Origin of the sequence: Streptococcus oralis, from assembly GCF_023110055.1 — a bacterium.
Classification (GTDB): domain Bacteria; phylum Bacillota; class Bacilli; order Lactobacillales; family Streptococcaceae; genus Streptococcus; species Streptococcus oralis_BY.
The window spans coordinates 959,152-976,190 of sequence record NZ_JALDVG010000001.1 but is presented as its reverse complement, the minus strand read 5'-3'; the positions used below and the strand labels follow the sequence as shown (position 1 = coordinate 976,190).

Annotated in this window: 13 protein-coding genes, 1 tRNA gene and 1 pseudogene; 13 read left to right on the top strand and 2 right to left on the bottom strand. The window is 37.9% G+C overall.

All coding sequences use genetic code 11. The annotated features are described in order from the left end of the window. Window positions 1–41: 41 nt before the first annotated feature. Window positions 42–875, top strand: a pseudogene (locus tag M1G01_RS04695) (transposase); the annotation flags it as partial. Between the two features lie 122 nt (window positions 876–997). Here M1G01_RS04695 and M1G01_RS04690 read toward each other — a convergent pair. Continuing rightward, window positions 998–2,254, bottom strand: a complete 1,257-nt coding sequence (locus tag M1G01_RS04690; protein ID WP_247931279.1) for a hypothetical protein — start codon at window positions 2,252–2,254, stop codon at window positions 998–1,000. Then, window positions 2,251–4,509: an AAA family ATPase gene (locus tag M1G01_RS04685; RefSeq protein ID WP_247931278.1), complete on the bottom strand. Its 2,259-nt coding sequence runs from the start codon at window positions 4,507–4,509 to the stop codon at window positions 2,251–2,253. Before M1G01_RS04685 ends, M1G01_RS04690 begins: the two co-directional genes overlap by 4 nt. A 326-nt stretch (window positions 4,510–4,835) precedes the next feature. Here M1G01_RS04685 and cshA point away from each other — a divergent pair, with 326 nt between their 5' ends. From cshA to M1G01_RS04625, 12 genes are all read left to right on the top strand, one after another. After that, complete coding sequence (gene cshA / locus M1G01_RS04680; protein ID WP_247931277.1) at window positions 4,836–6,413, top strand: degradosome RNA helicase CshA; 1,578 nt, start codon at window positions 4,836–4,838, stop codon at window positions 6,411–6,413. Between the two features lie 282 nt (window positions 6,414–6,695). Next, entirely contained in the window at window positions 6,696–7,484 is a 789-nt protein-coding gene (gene codY, locus M1G01_RS04675; protein WP_000940725.1) for a GTP-sensing pleiotropic transcriptional regulator CodY, read from the top strand. Then, window positions 7,484–8,059: a cysteine hydrolase family protein gene (locus M1G01_RS04670; protein ID WP_247931276.1), complete on the top strand. Its 576-nt coding sequence runs from the start codon at window positions 7,484–7,486 to the stop codon at window positions 8,057–8,059. The genes codY and M1G01_RS04670 overlap by 1 nt, the downstream gene beginning before the upstream one ends. 80 nt (window positions 8,060–8,139) lie before the next feature. Next, window positions 8,140–8,225, top strand: a tRNA-Leu gene (locus tag M1G01_RS04665). A 391-nt stretch (window positions 8,226–8,616) separates the two neighbouring features. Continuing rightward, window positions 8,617–9,894 (top strand): ABC transporter permease, encoded by a 1,278-nt coding sequence (locus M1G01_RS04660; protein WP_247931275.1) that lies wholly within the window; start codon window positions 8,617–8,619, stop codon window positions 9,892–9,894. 12 nt (window positions 9,895–9,906) lie between these two features. Further along, window positions 9,907–10,554 carry an ABC transporter ATP-binding subunit Vex2 gene (vex2, locus tag M1G01_RS04655; RefSeq protein ID WP_000173735.1) on the top strand — a complete coding sequence of 216 codons (648 nt, stop codon included), beginning with the start codon at window positions 9,907–9,909 and terminating at the stop codon, window positions 10,552–10,554. Window positions 10,555–10,604: 50 nt separating this feature from the next. Beyond that, the gene (gene vex3 / locus M1G01_RS04650) at window positions 10,605–11,984 is read left to right on the top strand and encodes an ABC transporter permease subunit Vex3 (RefSeq protein WP_000903002.1); all 1,380 of its coding nucleotides are present in this window, start codon (window positions 10,605–10,607) and stop codon (window positions 11,982–11,984) included. 141 nt (window positions 11,985–12,125) lie between these two features. Then, window positions 12,126–12,782: a response regulator transcription factor VncR gene (vncR, locus tag M1G01_RS04645; protein WP_049489824.1), complete on the top strand. Its 657-nt coding sequence runs from the start codon at window positions 12,126–12,128 to the stop codon at window positions 12,780–12,782. Continuing rightward, window positions 12,779–14,107 (top strand): sensor histidine kinase, encoded by a 1,329-nt coding sequence (vncS, locus tag M1G01_RS04640; RefSeq protein ID WP_247931274.1) that lies wholly within the window; start codon window positions 12,779–12,781, stop codon window positions 14,105–14,107. Before vncR ends, vncS begins: the two co-directional genes overlap by 4 nt. Window positions 14,108–14,246: 139 nt before the next feature. After that, a complete protein-coding gene (locus tag M1G01_RS04635) occupies window positions 14,247–15,128 on the top strand; it encodes a class II fructose-bisphosphate aldolase (protein WP_016466093.1) in 882 nt (293 codons plus the stop codon). Between the two features lie 131 nt (window positions 15,129–15,259). Beyond that, window positions 15,260–16,192 (top strand): alpha/beta fold hydrolase, encoded by a 933-nt coding sequence (locus tag M1G01_RS04630; protein ID WP_213952166.1) that lies wholly within the window; start codon window positions 15,260–15,262, stop codon window positions 16,190–16,192. 51 nt (window positions 16,193–16,243) lie between these two features. Then, the gene (locus M1G01_RS04625) at window positions 16,244–16,789 is read left to right on the top strand and encodes a histidine phosphatase family protein (RefSeq protein WP_001066186.1); all 546 of its coding nucleotides are present in this window, start codon (window positions 16,244–16,246) and stop codon (window positions 16,787–16,789) included. Window positions 16,790–17,039 lie beyond the last annotated feature (250 nt).

The window sequence follows — 17,039 nt, the reverse complement described above, 5'->3', positions numbered from 1 at the left end:
GCTTTAAAAAGTTTATAGAATAGTCTAAATTTTAGTCTCGTTTTATCAGTCGTATGAAATTAACACAACTTCAAGTTAGCGAGAAGAATCGTTACCAGAACTGTCTGACTTGGTCTAATCTTCAGATTGCAAGTGTCGTTTCTGATGTGTTCGGAAAAAGTGCTCAGGCTATTATTCAGAGTATCCTTAACAATCAAGAGGAGAAACCAAACATTGAACAGTTGCTTCACAAGCGAATGAAGGATAAGGTGCAAGACTTGAAAATCGCTATTGAGGGGGATGTGACACCTGAACAAGCTGAGAAAATCAGAATCATCAAGGAACACTATGATGCACTTGCCGTCTGTAAAGAAGTTTTAGAAACCATGATTCGGAAGCTTGGACAAGAATACCCAGAACAGGTCAAGTTAATCCAAACCGTGCCTAGTTTCAAAGAGGAACTATCTGCCCTCAGAATTATCTCTGAAATCGGAGCTGATATGATTGTTTTTAACATTGTGGGTAAACTCTGTTCTTGGTCTGGATTAGTTCCTGCCAACAATGAAAGTGCAGGAAAGAAATTTTCTACTCGTATTTTGAAAGGTGGTCACTATCTCAAACCTTTTCTTGTTCAAATAGCTAACGCCGTGGTTAAATCAGAGAAGCACCCTGAATTACGAAATAAATGTCTCAAACTCAAGAAACGACGGGGACATCGAAAAGCTGTCATCGCTATCTGTCGCAGTTTATTGGTTGCCATCTACCACGTACTTCTAAAATAGGAGAGTTATAATCCAAGATTACAAGCTCTTACAGAAATAAGAAATCCTGATAAGACAATTTCTCTTCAAGACACTATTCGCTTCGCAAAGAAACATGGATTCAACGTGCTTTAATTTTAAAATTTAGGTGTCAAGGTCTCTTTTTAGTATGCCCAAAATTTGGAGAAATAAGCAATCAACTAATTTTTATTTTTTTCAAACTTTACTAGCAATCATTTGAGGTATCCATTTTTATATTATTCATCACATTTTTTACTGAGTTTCCATCCTTTGATTTTTTCATATGCCTCTTTTTTAAATTTACCAAGTGATTTATTGATAAGTTCACTCTCTTGTGCAAATACAACTTCTCCATAAATAAGAGTATCTATTTTTCTATTGATTTCTTCCTCTGTTCCAGTTAATAATTTTATTAGTGAGTTTCTATATTCTTGACCATATTCCATTTCTCTATTTACCATCTCTTGAACTTCTAAATTGTGAATTTTGTATGCTTTATCTAGTTTCAAAATATTAATCAGATCATTCTCTAAGTCAGGATGAGTATTAATGTGTAATAGTTTGTTATCTTTAATATATTTTAATTCAATTTTATAATTTTCATTATACTTTATGATATCAAATTTGACACAATTATTTTCACATTTCAAGAAAGGATTGATTTTTAAATCGTAGGTTCTCTTAAGCCGATTGCATGTTCCACAACTTGGTATGAAATTATATAGAGATACTGCAAATATTGGAAAATCATTTTTGTTATAAAAATGATCCATCTCTGCTGAAAATGAGTTACCTCTACTATTGATGTAATTTCGATTGCAGTATGGGCACACTATTAAACCACAGCTATCTGAAAATATAAAATTTCGAATCATATAGCTATTAATTTTTTCTAGTTTCTTATTAATTTCAATTTCCTGTGATAGGTTGTATATTTTTTTTATATTCTTAAAGTTTGGTGGTTGATATTTAGGACGATTTTGTATATAAGAAGCCATATGCTCAGGTTTGACTAATATTAATTCTCTAAAGTAATCAACAAAGTCATTAGTGTCCACTTTTTTGTAACTCTCAACGAAATTTATAATTTTTTGACTCTTTCTTATAATTAGTGAATTTAAATTTGTCACAAAATTACCATACCACGATTCATTTCTGTAGTCTTTGAAATTATTTGTAGTTATCTTATTAATAAGAATTTTGTTGCTTGTTCCTAGTTTTGCTTTTACAAACGTTTCTAAATTAGTTTTATGTGTTTTCGCATAGAGAGTTATTTCATCAAAATGATTTTCATGAAAATAGTATTCTTTAATTAGACATTTTATAACGGTCGCACTATTGTAGCCAAAGGTTTTTCTGATATTTGGTTTATAAAACTCAATTCTTTTCAATAAAGATTTACTAATAATGGAATCTAAATATTTGCAAATCATCAATTTAACATAGGAATCAATAAATTCCTTTGGATATTTGGGTATTTCTAAGGGCATCATTTGGAATTGTCCTCCTCAAGTTGTTTAAGTTGTTCTTGAAGTTTAGAAATTTTGTCTTTTATCTCCTCTATTTCATCTTTGTTTTCTAAAAAAGCTCGGATAAATAATTCTTTTAGTTGATTAGCAATAATGGGCTCACCGATAGATTCGATAATTTTTTGAGCCGTTTTCTTTTGTAAATTATCACTAAGTTCGTTAAATAAGCTTTCTGGTCGAATACCTTTTGAATCAGCATTGATTTTAAAATTTAGGTATTCGAAAGTATCTTCAATGCTCTTATATGCATATTCTCCCATTAACCTATTTAGGAAAAAAGAGTTTTTGTAGAGAGTATAGATATTCTGGCCGAATGTCTTATTGAACTTATTGTTTTCATATCCTGTATTATCTTTAGATAGGTAGATAATATTTTCTTTATAAATATCTGATAGAAAAATTGGGGAATGAGTTGTAATTATTATTTGTAAATGTTTATTATCGAATATTTTTTCAATAATTGGTAAAGCAGTACTAACCCATTTTCGTTGCCATTCGGGATGCATCCCTTGATCAACTTCGTCCAAAAGTATTAGAAAATTATCTTGGTCAATCCCTCTATGAGTTTTTCTCTGTAATGCCAATTTTGCTGAATATAAGTTTGCAAAAGATCTTAATAATCCTAATTCACCCGAACTTAATCCAATCCATCTAAATTGTAGAGATTCTTCTAGTGCTGGTATAGAAATCTCTGAAATGATGCTTACAATTTTAGATAAAATCTTAAAATCTGTATTGATTTCTTGTAACTTGTATAATAACTCTTCAACATCTTTGAGTCGTTCAATCTCATTATCAGATATACGAACTTCTTTTAGTTTTGTCCATACTCTTTCTGGAATCAATTTGTGTTTGACAAAGTAACCATTCTCAGTTAGTTCAAAATAGGAAGTGTAACTGATTGCTTTAGCCACCCGTATACAAGGGGCTTTGATGCTTTCCCAAAGCTTGCTCCATTTTTCTAGTGGTTTACTACGAGGGAGAAATTCTTCAAAAAGACCACGATAAATATCTCGATAAATGTCTTGTATCTGTCTAATAAGATTGTCTAGTTTATTAAGTTCACTATTAGAAAAATCCAAAGTGTATCGAAGTTTTTGAACTTTTTTCTCCAACTCATCTAACATTGAACTGATTTCTTTGTAGTATTTATTATCACTTCCTACCTTTGTTTTATCTACATAATTAAAATAGAGATTGATAATATAAAAGATATGCCATATATCTACCCGATCATCAATATTTGTATCCTTAAGTTGGATATTAGATACATCTTGTCGTAAACCTCCGATACTATACTCAAATGGAAGAAAGCGGTCGGAATCAACTCTAATGGATTGATATTGCAATATAATGTTTTCATTATTCCTAAAAGATAGATGAAGAGCCAATAGGTTTTCATAATTTATTAGTGAGGCATCGCTTTCGGTATACTCTTTATCAATGATGTAATTTATCAATGTTGAAAAATAGTCAACTATTCTATGATTAATAGAGTTTTTGTCATTTCTATTGGTTAATTTTTCAACTCTATCCAAATATAATAGTTGGTCACTCTTATAGGGCAATTTGTCTCCTTCGAAATCTACGGTCACTCCTTTTTGAGAATAGTCTACAAATTCATTAATTTTATGCTTAAATTCTTCAATAAATTTGATTTGGTTTATTGTTTCTTGTAGTATGACAATTTTCTCATCCTTATCAAATGCAATAATATTTTTAAAGTTTGATGCGTCAAGTGCACCTGGACGAATGTAGATATCGCCACTTGGGAATTCTTTTGCATTTGAAAATTTAATAATATAGGGATGTGTAGAACAGTGTTGAATGGAAATTGCTTCTTGTGCGAAATCAGGATATGTCCAAAATTTGTCATTTTGCTTGAAAATAAGATGAATTAGGCTTTTTCCTTTTCCTCCCCTAAGTATTTGGTTGATAATAGTTGTTTTCCCAGCCCCATTTTCACCAACTATGACAGATAAATTTTTTATATCTCCGACATACGGTATTTGAAATATATCTTTATGAATAATGTCAAAGCAATATTGTCCTTGACTATTTTTTTTATGAAGGCCATTTTCGTAGATTTTTTTTACTTTAAAATCGGGTAAAAAATTTATTATTTTAAAAATTGGTTCTGTTGATATTCCATAAGTTTGCTCAACCAAAGCAACTAAGCTTATTTTGTTTTCATTGCCCATTTGTTTCTCTTCTTTCAAATTTTTATACTTTGATTACTATATTAGATTCTTTTGATTAGAAAATCAATAGTAAGAATGAACATTAGGGCTGTTTATAGAATGAGTGAAATTATTTCTCAATTATTTCTAAGAAAAATCGTTTACATGATTTTCCTAAAGGATTCTACTATCTTTTGCTTCTCTCTTGTGTTATACTAGATAGGTTGCAAAGAAACTAGTACTTTTCTTTCGTGGAAAAGAAGCAACACGGTATCTCTTTTTTGTAGAAGATACGTCATGAAAAGAAAAGTATAAACTAAAGCCCTATAGGGTGGCTTCGCACCACCTTTAGAAAGAAGAATAACGTGAAATTTAATGAATTTAACTTGTCTGCTGAATTGCTAGCAGAGATTGAAAAAGCTGGATTTGTAGAAGCCAGTCCCATCCAAGAACAGACCATTCCCTTGGCTCTCGAAGGAAAAGACGTTATCGGTCAAGCTCAGACTGGTACAGGAAAAACTGCAGCCTTTGGCTTGCCAACCCTTGAAAAAATCCGTACAGAAGAAGCGACTATCCAAGCCTTGGTCATCGCTCCAACTCGTGAACTCGCTGTCCAAAGTCAAGAAGAACTGTTCCGCTTTGGCCGTAGCAAAGGAGTGAAAGTTCGCTCAGTTTACGGTGGTTCCAGCATTGAAAAACAAATCAAGGCCCTTAAATCTGGTGCCCACATCGTGGTAGGAACACCAGGCCGTCTCTTGGACTTGATTAAACGCAAGGCCTTGAAATTACAAGACATTGAAACCCTGATCCTTGACGAAGCGGATGAAATGCTCAACATGGGCTTCCTTGAAGACATCGAAGCCATCATTTCCCGTGTCCCTGAAAATCGTCAAACCTTGCTCTTTTCAGCAACCATGCCAGATGCTATCAAACGTATCGGTGTTCAGTTTATGAAAGACCCTGAACATGTGAAGATTGCTGCCAAGGAATTGACAACAGAGCTAGTGGATCAGTACTATATCCGTGTCAAGGAACAAGAGAAATTTGATACTATGACACGTCTCATGGATGTGGAACAACCAGAACTTGCTATTGTATTTGGTCGTACCAAACGCCGTGTAGATGAATTGACTCGTGGACTTAAAATTCGTGGCTTTCGTGCAGAAGGAATTCATGGTGACTTAGACCAAAATAAACGTCTTCGTGTCCTTCGTGATTTTAAAAATGGGAATCTTGATGTTTTGGTTGCGACAGACGTGGCAGCACGTGGTTTGGATATCTCAGGTGTGACCCATGTCTACAACTACGATATTCCACAAGATCCTGAAAGTTATGTTCACCGTATCGGTCGTACAGGTCGTGCTGGTAAGTCAGGTCAATCTATTACTTTCGTAGCACCAAATGAAATGGGCTACCTGCAAATCATCGAAAACTTGACTAAGAAACGCATGAAAGGCTTGAAACCAGCAACAGCAGAAGAAGCCTTCCAAGCTAAGAAACAAGTAGCTCTCAAGAAAATCGAACGAGACTTCGCAGACGAAGCAATTCGTGGGAACTTTGAGAAATTTGCTAAAGATGCTCGTAAGTTAGCAGCAGAATTTAGTCCAGAAGAATTGGCTATGTATATCTTGAGTCTGACAGTCCAAGATCCAGACAGCCTTCCTGAAGTGGAGATTGCGCGTGAAAAACCACTGCCGTTTAAACCATCAGGTAATGGATTCGGTGGCAAAGGTAAGGGAAGTCGAGGAGGCCGTCGTGGGGACGACCGTCGAGATCGTGATCGCCGTGGCAATGCTCGCCGTGATGATTTCAAGAAAGGCAGTCGTGGGAACGATCGTTTTGATAAAGACAGACGGTACCGTAATAAAGACAATAAAAAACCTCGCAACACTTCAAGCGAAAAGAAAACAGGCTTTGTTATTCGTAACAAAGGAGACAAATAGAAAAAAGCGATTCACAGTGTGAATCGCTTTTATATATAAGGAGACCGATAGTAAAAGAAGATGGTGATAGTAAAGGATAGGTGAAACGGAAAGGGATTTATCATGTCATCTTCTTATAATATTATAATATCAAAAATAAAATAGGATGTCAATAAAAAACCTCGCTTTTTTCTAAAATATTTTTGCTGTTCAAAATTGCAATTAAATAAGCAATTTTCAGATAATTATTGAAATAAAGACTTTTCTATGTTATAATGGAAGCGATTATATGCGAGGTAAAAAATGGCACATTTATTAGAAAAAACAAGAAAAATCACGTCTATTCTAAAGCGCTCAGAAGAGCAACTCCAAGATGAACTTCCTTACAATGCGATCACACGCCAGTTAGCTGATATTATTGATTGTAACGCTTGTATTGTGAATAACAAGGGACGTCTCTTGGGCTACTTTATGCGTTATAAGACCAATAATGACCGTGTAGAACAATTCTTCCAAACCAAAACATTCCCTGAGGTCTATGTACAAGGGGCAAACATGATTTACGACACGGAAGCAAATCTTCCTGTTGAACACGATTTGACCATTTTCCCTGTAGAGAGCCGTGCGGACTTTCCAGATGGTTTGACGACCATCGCTCCGATTCATGTATCAGGGATTCGTCTAGGTTCGTTGATCATTTGGCGCAATGATAAGAAATTTGAAGATGAAGATTTGATTCTTGTCGAGATTGCGAGCACGGTTGTGGGAATTCAACTATTGAACTTCCAACGTGAAGAAGATGAGAAAAATATTCGCCGTCGTACTGCTGTAACCATGGCAGTTAATACCCTTTCCTATTCAGAACTTCGTGCCGTTTCAGCTATTCTAGCTGAGTTGGATGGAAATGAAGGACAATTGACAGCATCTGTCATTGCAGATCGTATCGGTATCACGCGCTCAGTAATCGTCAATGCTCTCCGTAAGCTAGAGTCAGCAGGAATTATTGAAAGTCGTTCATTAGGAATGAAGGGGACTTATCTCAAAGTTCTAATTGGTGATATTTTTGAGGAAGTGAAAAAGAGGGACTACTAATGGCAAAGGCTTTAATCTCGATTGACTATACAGAGGATTTCGTAGCAGACCATGGAAAGCTAACTGCTGGAGCACCTGCTCAAGCAATATCAAAAGCCATTGATCAGGCAACCAGATTAGCTTTTGATCGTGGAGACTATGTCTTTTTTACCATTGATGCTCATGAAGAGAAGGATACATTCCACCCAGAAAGCAAACTCTTTCCACCGCACAACATCATCGGAACTAGTGGGCGTAACCTTTACGGCCCCCTAGCTGATTTTTATGCTGAGCATGAGGCGGATAGTCGCGTCTTTTGGATGGACAAGCGTCACTATTCAGCTTTTTCAGGAACGGACTTGGATATCCGTTTGCGAGAACGTCGGGTTACTACAGTTATCTTGACGGGGGTTCTGACCGATATTTGTGTCCTTCATACGGCTATTGATGCCTACAATTTAGGTTATGACATTGAAGTTGTCAAACCTGCGGTTGCCTCTATCTGGCCAGAAAATCATCAGTTTGCTCTTGGGCATTTTAAGAACACATTGGGAGCAAAATTACTGGATGAAAATCTGTCTGAAATTAAAGAATGATTCCCTTGGAAAAATGAAAAAAATCTGAAAAAAGTGTTGACAAAGATTTTGAAAGTTGATATACTAGTAAAGTAATCGACGCGGGGATGGCGGAATTGGCAGACGCGCAGGACTAAGGATCCTGTGACCGCTTTAGGTCGTGAGGGTTCAAGTCCCTCTCTCCGCATAGGGTAAGAGTTAGCTTTAGCTAGCTCTTTTTGTTTTTACAAAGAAGACTAGAGGCTACGTTTCGTGTATAGAAAAATATTGGCATCAAGAACAGCCATTGTATCAGAATATTTAAACTGAGTTTTCCATTTCATTCTATCAAGAATATCCTCAAATACTAGTCAGAAAATGAAGAACTTAGGAGATGAAAAAATACTAATCAGAAAGATGTGACTATCATTTTTAAAATGAAGTAGATTTTTGATTGGTACTATTTATCCTTATATATGAAGAAAAGTTAGCGTTTGCTAGCTTTTTTGTTTTTTCAAAAATAAATCAAAAAAATTTTCGATTTCATAAACATTTCATATTTGGATTTTATAATAGTCTTACAAATATGGAGGTGACAAATGAATCCAATCCAAAGAGCTTGGGCTTATGTCAGCAGAAAACGACTGAGAAGTTTTATTTTATTTCTGATTTTATTTGTTCTTTTAGCAGGAATTTCAGCCTGTTTGACGCTGATGAAGTCCAACAAAACAGTAGAAAGCAATCTTTACAAATCTCTTAATACCTCTTTTTCTATTAAGAAGATAGAGAACGGTCAGACCTTCAAGTTATCGGACCTAGCATCAGTTAGCAAGATTAAAGGACTGGAAAATGTCTCTCCTGAACTCGAGACGGTCGCAAAACTAAAAGACAAGGAAGCAGTGAGTGGTGAGCAGAGCGTCGAACGTGATGACTTGTCAGCTGCGGACAAGAACTTGGTTAGCTTAACGGCTCTCGAGGATTCATCCAAGGATGTTACCTTTACCAGTTCGGCTTTCAACCTAAAAGAAGGGCGACACCTTCAAAAAGGGGATTCCAAGAAAATCCTTATCCACGAAGAGTTGGCCAAGAAGAACGGTCTTTCGCTTCATGATAAGATTCGCTTGGATGCTGGTCAGTCAGAATCTGGAAAAGGGCAAACAGTTGAGTTTGAAATTGTTGGCATCTTTTCTGGAAAAAAACAAGAGAAGTTCACAGGCTTGTCTTCTGATTTCAGTGAAAACCAAGTCTTTACAGACTATGAAAGCAGCCAAAGCCTTCTGGGAAATAGTGAACCGCAAGTCAGTGCAGCGCGCTTCTATGTAGAAAATCCTAAGGAAATGGACGGACTCATGAAGCAGGTAGAAAACTTGGCTTTAGAAAGTCAAGGTTACCAAGTTGAGAAGGAAAACAAAGCCTTTGAACAAATTAAAGACTCAGTTGCAACCTTCCAAACCTTCCTGACCATCTTCCTTTATGGGATGTTGATAGCTGGAGCTGGAGCCTTAATTTTGGTCTTGTCTCTCTGGTTGAGAGAAAGGGTCTACGAAGTAGGGATTTTACTGGCACTTGGAAAAGGCAAGAGCTCAATCTTCCTACAGTTCTGTTTAGAGGTGGTGTTGGTATCTCTTGGAGCTTTGCTTCCATCCTTTATTGCTGGGAAAGCCATTACATCTTATCTGCTCCAAACTGTCCTAGCCAGTGGAGATCAGGCAACCTTACAAGATACGCTAGCTAAAGCAAGCAGTCTATCAACCAGTCTCCTATCCTTTGCAGAATCCTATGCCTTTCTGCTACTGATTGGTTGCTTATCAGTAGCCCTTTGTTTCGTATTTCTATTTAGAAAATCGCCTAAGGAAATTTTATCATCTATTAGTTAAGAAGGAGAAATCATGACTTTATTACAATTGCAAGATGTTACCTACCGTTATAAGAACACTGCTGAAGCAGTTTTATATCAGATCAAGTATAATTTTGAACCCGGAAAATTTTATAGTATCATTGGTGAGTCAGGAGCAGGAAAATCCACTCTCTTGTCCCTACTGGCTGGTCTAGATAGTCCTGTTGAAGGTTCTATCCTTTTCCAAGGAGAGGACATTCGGAACAAGGGGTATTCATACCATCGCATGCACCATATTTCCCTGGTCTTTCAAAATTATAACTTGATAGATTATCTTTCTCCGCTGGAAAATATCCGCTTGGTCAACAAAAAAGCAAGCAAGGATACACTTCTTGAGCTTGGTTTGGATGAAAGTCAGATCAAGCGGAACGTTCTCCAGTTATCAGGTGGTCAACAGCAACGTGTAGCCATCGCTCGCAGTTTAGTCTCAGAAGCTCCAGTTATTCTAGCTGATGAGCCAACAGGAAATCTGGACCCTAAAACTGCTGGAGATATTATCGAACTGCTCAAATCACTTGCCGAGAAAACAGGTAAATGTGTGATCGTCGTCACCCACAGTAAAGAAGTGGCACAAGCGTCTGATATTACACTTGAGTTGAAGGACAAGAAACTGACTGAAACTCGCAATACTACTAAATAATATGAGCTTGTTTTGATAGAATTATTAAATCAAATCTAGAAAGGGAACCTATGTTACACAACGCATTTGCCTATGTTACAAGGAAGTTTTTCAAATCGATTGTTATCTTCCTGATTATTCTCCTCATGGCGAGCTTGAGTTTGGTCGGCTTGTCGATCAAGGGAGCTACTGCCAAGGCTTCTCAGGAGACCTTTAAAAATATCACCAATAGCTTCTCCATGCAAATCAATCGTCGCGTCAATCAAGGGACGCCACGTGGTTCTGGGAATATCAAGGGTGAGGATATCAAAAAAATCACCGAAAATAAGGCCATCGAGTCTTATGTTAAACGCATCAACGCCATCGGAGATTTGACTGGATATGACCTCATCGAAACACCAGAAACCAAGAAAAATCTCACTGCTGACCGTGCCAAGCGTTTTGGAAGTAGTTTGATGATTACAGGTGTCAATGACTCCTCTAAAGAAGATAAGTTTGTCTCTGGCTCATATAAGCTGGTTGAAGGTGAGCACCTAACCAACGACGACAAAGACAAGATCCTCATGCACAAGGACTTGGCAGCCAAACACGGCTGGAAAGTCGGAGATAAGGTCAAATTAGACTCCAATATCTACGATGCAGACAATGAAAAAGGTGCCAAGGAAACAGTCGAAGTGACAATCAAGGGACTCTTTGATGGTCACAATAAGTCAGCAGTAACCTACTCACAAGAACTCTATGAAAACACAGCTATCACAGACATTCACACTGCTGCAAAACTTTATGGATACACAGAAGACACAGCTATTTATGGGGACGCAACCTTCTTTGTAACAGCAGACAAGAACTTGGATGATGTCATGAAAGAGTTGAATGGTATCAGTGGTATCAACTGGAAGAGCTACACACTTGTGAAGAGCTCCTCTAACTACCCAGCTCTTGAGCAATCCATCTCTGGTATGTACAAGATGGCCAACCTCCTCTTCTGGGGTAGCTTGAGCTTCTCAGTCCTTCTCCTTGCACTCTTGCTTAGTCTTTGGATTAACGCCCGTCGCAAGGAAGTGGGAATTCTCCTCTCTATCGGTCTCAAGCAGGCAAGTATCTTGGGGCAATTTATCACCGAATCTATCCTGATCGCCATCCCTGCTCTCGTTTCGGCTTACTTCCTAGCCAACTACACAGCTCGAGCAATCGGAAATACTGTTCTTGCCAATGTCACTTCAGGTGTGGCCAAGCAAGCCAGCAAGGCTGCTCAAGCCTCTAATCTTGGTGGTGGTGCTGAAGTAGATGGCTTTAGTAAGACCTTGTCGAGCCTAGACATTTCTATTCAGACATCAGACTTTATCATCGTCTTTGTCCTTGCCTTGGTTCTAGTGGTTCTCGTTATGGCGCTTGCCTCAAGCAATCTCCTTAGAAAACAACCAAAAGAGCTCTTGCTCGATAGCGAATAAAAAACTTGCTACCTATTCTCCCCTAAATGGGGTATAATATAGGTAGCATTTTTATCTATTTTGTCTTGATAAGGACTCTTCTTATCAGGATGAAACAGAGAAGATTTACAAGAAATTTAAAGGATGTGAACCGTTTTTTCTATGAAAATTTTAATTGTAGAAGATGAAGAGATGATCCGTGAGGGAATCAGTGACTATTTGACCGATTGTGGTTATGAAACCATTGAGGCAGCAGACGGTCAGGAAGCTCTAGAAAAATTTTCCAGCTATGAGGTGGCCCTGGTTTTACTGGATATCCAGATGCCCAAGCTTAATGGCCTAGAAGTTCTAGCTGAGATTCGTAAAACCAGTCAGGTTCCGATCTTGATGCTGACTGCCTTTCAGGATGAGGAATACAAGATGAGTGCTTTTGCCTCTCTGGCAGACGGTTATCTGGAAAAGCCCTTCTCCCTCTCCCTTCTAAAAGTGAGGGTAGATGCGATTTTCAAGCGCTACTACGATACAGGAAGAGTCTTCTCCTATAAGAATACCAAGGTAGACTTTGAAAGCTATAGCGCAAGCCTCGCAGGTCAAGAAGTGGCCATTAATGCCAAAGAGTTGGAAATTCTGGACTATCTGGTGAAAAATGAGGGACGGGCCTTGACTCGTTCTCAGATTATCGATGCTGTCTGGAAGGCGACAGATGAGGTCCCCTTTGACCGTGTTATTGATGTCTATATCAAGGAACTGCGGAAAAAGCTAGACTTGGATTGTATCCTCACTGTGCGCAATGTTGGTTATAAATTGGAGAGAAAATGAAACGAACAGGTTTATTTACAAAGATTTTTATCTATACCTTCTCGATTTTTAGTGTTCTGGTTATTTGTCTTCATTTAGCCATTTATTTTCTCTTTCCCTCTACTTATCTAAGCCATCGTCAGGAAACCATTGGCCAGAAAGCGACAGCCATTGCCCAGTCCCTGGATGGAAAAGATAGGCAGAATATTGAGCAAGTCTTAGACTTGTATTCCCAGACCAGTGATATCAAAGGAGCTGTCAAGGGAGAAATGACCGAGGACAAGTTAGAAGTCAAGGACAATCTTCCTCTGGATACGGACCGTCAAACTACTTCCCTTTTTATTGAGGAGCGTGAGGTGAAAACGCAAGATGGCAGCACTATGACTCTCCAATTTCTAGCTTCAATGGACTTGCAAAAGGAAGCAGAGCAGATTAGTCTCCAGTTTCTTCCCTATACCTTGCTGGCATCCTTTCTGATTTCTCTTTTGGTGGCCTACATCTACGCTCGGACCATTGTTGCCCCGATTTTGGAAATCAAGCGGGTGACCCGTAGGATGATGGATTTGGATGCCCAAGTACGATTGCGCGTGGATTCTAAGGATGAGATAGGTGATCTCAAGGAACAAATCAATAGCCTTTACCAGCATCTCTTGACTGTTATTGCGGACTTGCATGACAAGAATGAAGCCATTCTCCAGCTGGAGAAGATGAAGGTTGAGTTCCTACGAGGGGCTTCTCATGAACTGAAAACACCTCTGGCTAGTTTGAAAATCCTAATCGAAAATATGAAAGAAAATATCGGTCGTTATAAGGATAGAGACCACTATCTGGGAGTTGCCTTGGGGATTGTGGACGACCTCAGTCACCACGTTCTCCAGATATTGTCTCTTTCCTCTGTTCAGGAATTGCGAGACGAGAAAGAAGAGGTTGACCTCCTTCAGATGACGCAAAGTCTGGTCAAGGATTATGCTTTACTCGCCAAGGATAGAGAACTTCAGGTAGACATTAGCCTAACCCATCAGCAGGCTTATATAAACACATCTGTAATGAAGTTGATCCTATCGAATCTCATCAGTAATGCTATCAAGCACTCCACTCCAGGTGGCTTGGTCCGAATTGGTGAAAGAGAAGGGGAGCTCTATATCGAGAATAGCTGTAGTCCTGAAGAACAAGAAAAATTGGCCCAGTCTTTTTCTGAAAATGCTAGTCGCAAGGCCAAGGGTTCGGGGATGGGGATCTTTGTGGTCAAAAGTTTATTAGAACACGAGAAATTACCTTATCATTTTGAGATGCAGGGTGATCGATTGACCTTCTTCATACGTTATCCCAAAGTCATTCAAGACTAAAAGAAAGAAAGGGTTTACATTGATTGAGTTGGAAGAAATTCAATCTAAAGTATGGGAAAAACTAGCTTTTTTTATCAAAAAGTGATAAAATGAACAATGTAAATGGGATGTCCCAAAAAATATATAGGAGGCCTGACAAATGGCAATCGTTTCAGCAGAAAAATTTGTCCAAGCAGCTCGTGACAACGGTTATGCAGTTGGTGGATTTAACACAAACAACCTTGAGTGGACTCAAGCTATCTTGCGTGCAGCAGAAGCTAAAAAAGCTCCAGTTTTGATCCAAACTTCAATGGGTGCTGCTAAATACATGGGTGGTTACAAAGTTGCTCGCAACTTGATCGCTAACCTTGTTGAGTCAATGGGTATCACTGTACCAGTAGCTATCCACCTTGACCACGGTCACTACGAAGATGCACTTGAGTGTATCGAAGTTGGTTACACTTCAATCATGTTTGACGGTTCACACCTTCCAGTTGAAGAAAACCTTAAATTGGCTAAAGACGTTGTTGAAAAAGCACACGCTAAAGGTATCTCAGTAGAAGCTGAAGTTGGTACTATTGGTGGTGAAGAAGACGGTATCATCGGTAAAGGTGAATTGGCTCCAATCGAAGACGCTAAAGCAATGGTTGCAACTGGTATCGACTTCTTGGCAGCTGGTATCGGTAACATCCACGGTCCTTACCCAGCAAACTGGGAAGGTCTTGACCTTGACCACTTGCAAAAATTGACAGAAGCTCTTCCAGGCTTCCCAATCGTATTGCACGGTGGTTCAGGTATCCCTGATGACCAAATCCAAGCAGCTATCAAACTTGGTGTTGCGAAAGTTAACGTTAACACTGAATGTCAAATCGCATTCGCTAACGCAACTCGTAAATTTGCTCGTGACTACGAAGCAAACGAAGCAGAATACGACAAGAAAAAACTCTTCGACCCACGTAAATTCTTGGCTGACGGTGTAAAAGCTATCCAAGCATCAGTTGAAGAACGTATCGACGTATTCGGTTCAGAAGGTAAAGCATAATCTAGCTGAACAATACAATACAGAAACCTGCCCATTGGGTGGGTTTTTTTGTGTCTGACTATATAGCCAATATACTGTAGAAGAACCAATCTTAAGTTGCTAAAAGGTTCTATTTTTTGTACAATAATGCTATGAAAATACTGAAAAAATGGTTTCTTGGCTTTCTTAGTTTCATTCTTTTATTTTTACTCGCTACATTTATCTTTCATCGTATTAGTTTAGATAAGGAACAAGCCTCACTAACACCTATGGGACAACAAGTTCTCGTCAATGGACATCAAATAAATATTTACGTTGAAGGGGATGGACCTGAGACTATAGTAGTTCTCTCAGGTGCTGGTATTGCTTCTCCCATATTGGACTTTAAAAATGTATCGGAATCCTTATCGAAACGATATAAGGTAGTCATCGTGGAGCGGGCGGGATATGGTTATAGTGATGATAGCAATCATTCAAGAGATGTGATGGAGGTTTTGTCTGAGACTCACCAAGCTCTTTCGCAAGCAAATATCACAGGGCCGTTTGTCATTCTGTCTCATTCCATGGCTAGTCTAGAGAGTTTGGCTTGGCAGGAGAAGTATCCTGATGAAGTGAAAGCCTTGATTGGTCTGGATTGGGCACTGCCGTCAAGTTATGAGAATTTAAAGGATAATCAGGCCTTGCTCACTGTGGCATATTGGAGCAGTAAGATTGGGTTATTACGTTATTTCCCTGAGTCTTTTTATATAAAAAATCAAACTCTGACCGAAAATGAACGAAAACAATATAAACTTCTAGCTTATAAGCAGTTGATGTCACAAGCCATGCTTCATGAATCTCAAACGGTAAAGGAAAATGCCAAGAAAGTTCCCTCTAGCATCAATCCGAAAATTCCCACCTTACTATTGGTGTCTAACGGTCAAGGCACTAGTTTTAGCCAATCTGAGTGGCAACGTTATGCAGAGAGATTTGCAAGCGACCAGTCTAATGTTCAAGTCGTCTATATGGATGCGCCTCACGACCTCTATCATTATCAAAGCGATGCTATTGTTTCTCGCATTAAAGAATTTTTAGAGAATAATTGAAGGCTTAAAAATCCATTGAGACTGATGATAATAATTGAAAGGTAATGACTTATGAATAATTCTTATATTTTACTTAGACATGCTCATTCAAGATTTTCAAGTGATGATTTCAATAGAACTTTATCAGAAAAAGGATTCTCATCTCTTGACCAGTTAGATTTTTTGAATTCTTTTAATATTGATTATTATTTTTCTAGTCCTTATAAACGAGCATTTGAAACGATTAATAGCTCGCCAATTCAATTTGATAAAATAGTTCTTGATAATCGGTTACGAGAGCGAAAATTATCTTCAACCTTTATAAAAGATTCTGAGTTTGAAGACAGTATTAAATATTTATGGCAAAATCCTAGTGAATCTCTTTTAGAAGGGGAATCAAATCAAGACGCACTAGCTAGAGTACTAAATTTTTTAATGGAATTGGAAGAGAGATACTCAGAAAAAATGATTTTACTTAGTTCACACGGGAATTTGATAGGAATACTACTACATCACTTTGATTCCAGTTTTGATTATGAAAAATGGGAGCATATGACCTTTCCAGATTGTTTTCTAATTGATAGAGATGGGATTGTGAAAAGAATTTTGAAAGATTAGTTCGTTGATTAAATAGTGAATCATATTGATCAAAATAGTTTGCTTTTTACAACTCGTAACCTGCCCATCGGGCAGGTCTTTTTGGTGTTTTAAGGAAACTATTAAACCAGAATTTTGGATTTAAAATAGCATTTTAAGAGTGAAATCTCTAATTTCATAATCTGTAGGCAAACGCTTGCATTCTAGTTTTTATTGGACTATAATAGGTTGGTATAAAGCCTTCTGTAGTAATAAAATGTAGAAGTTGTAG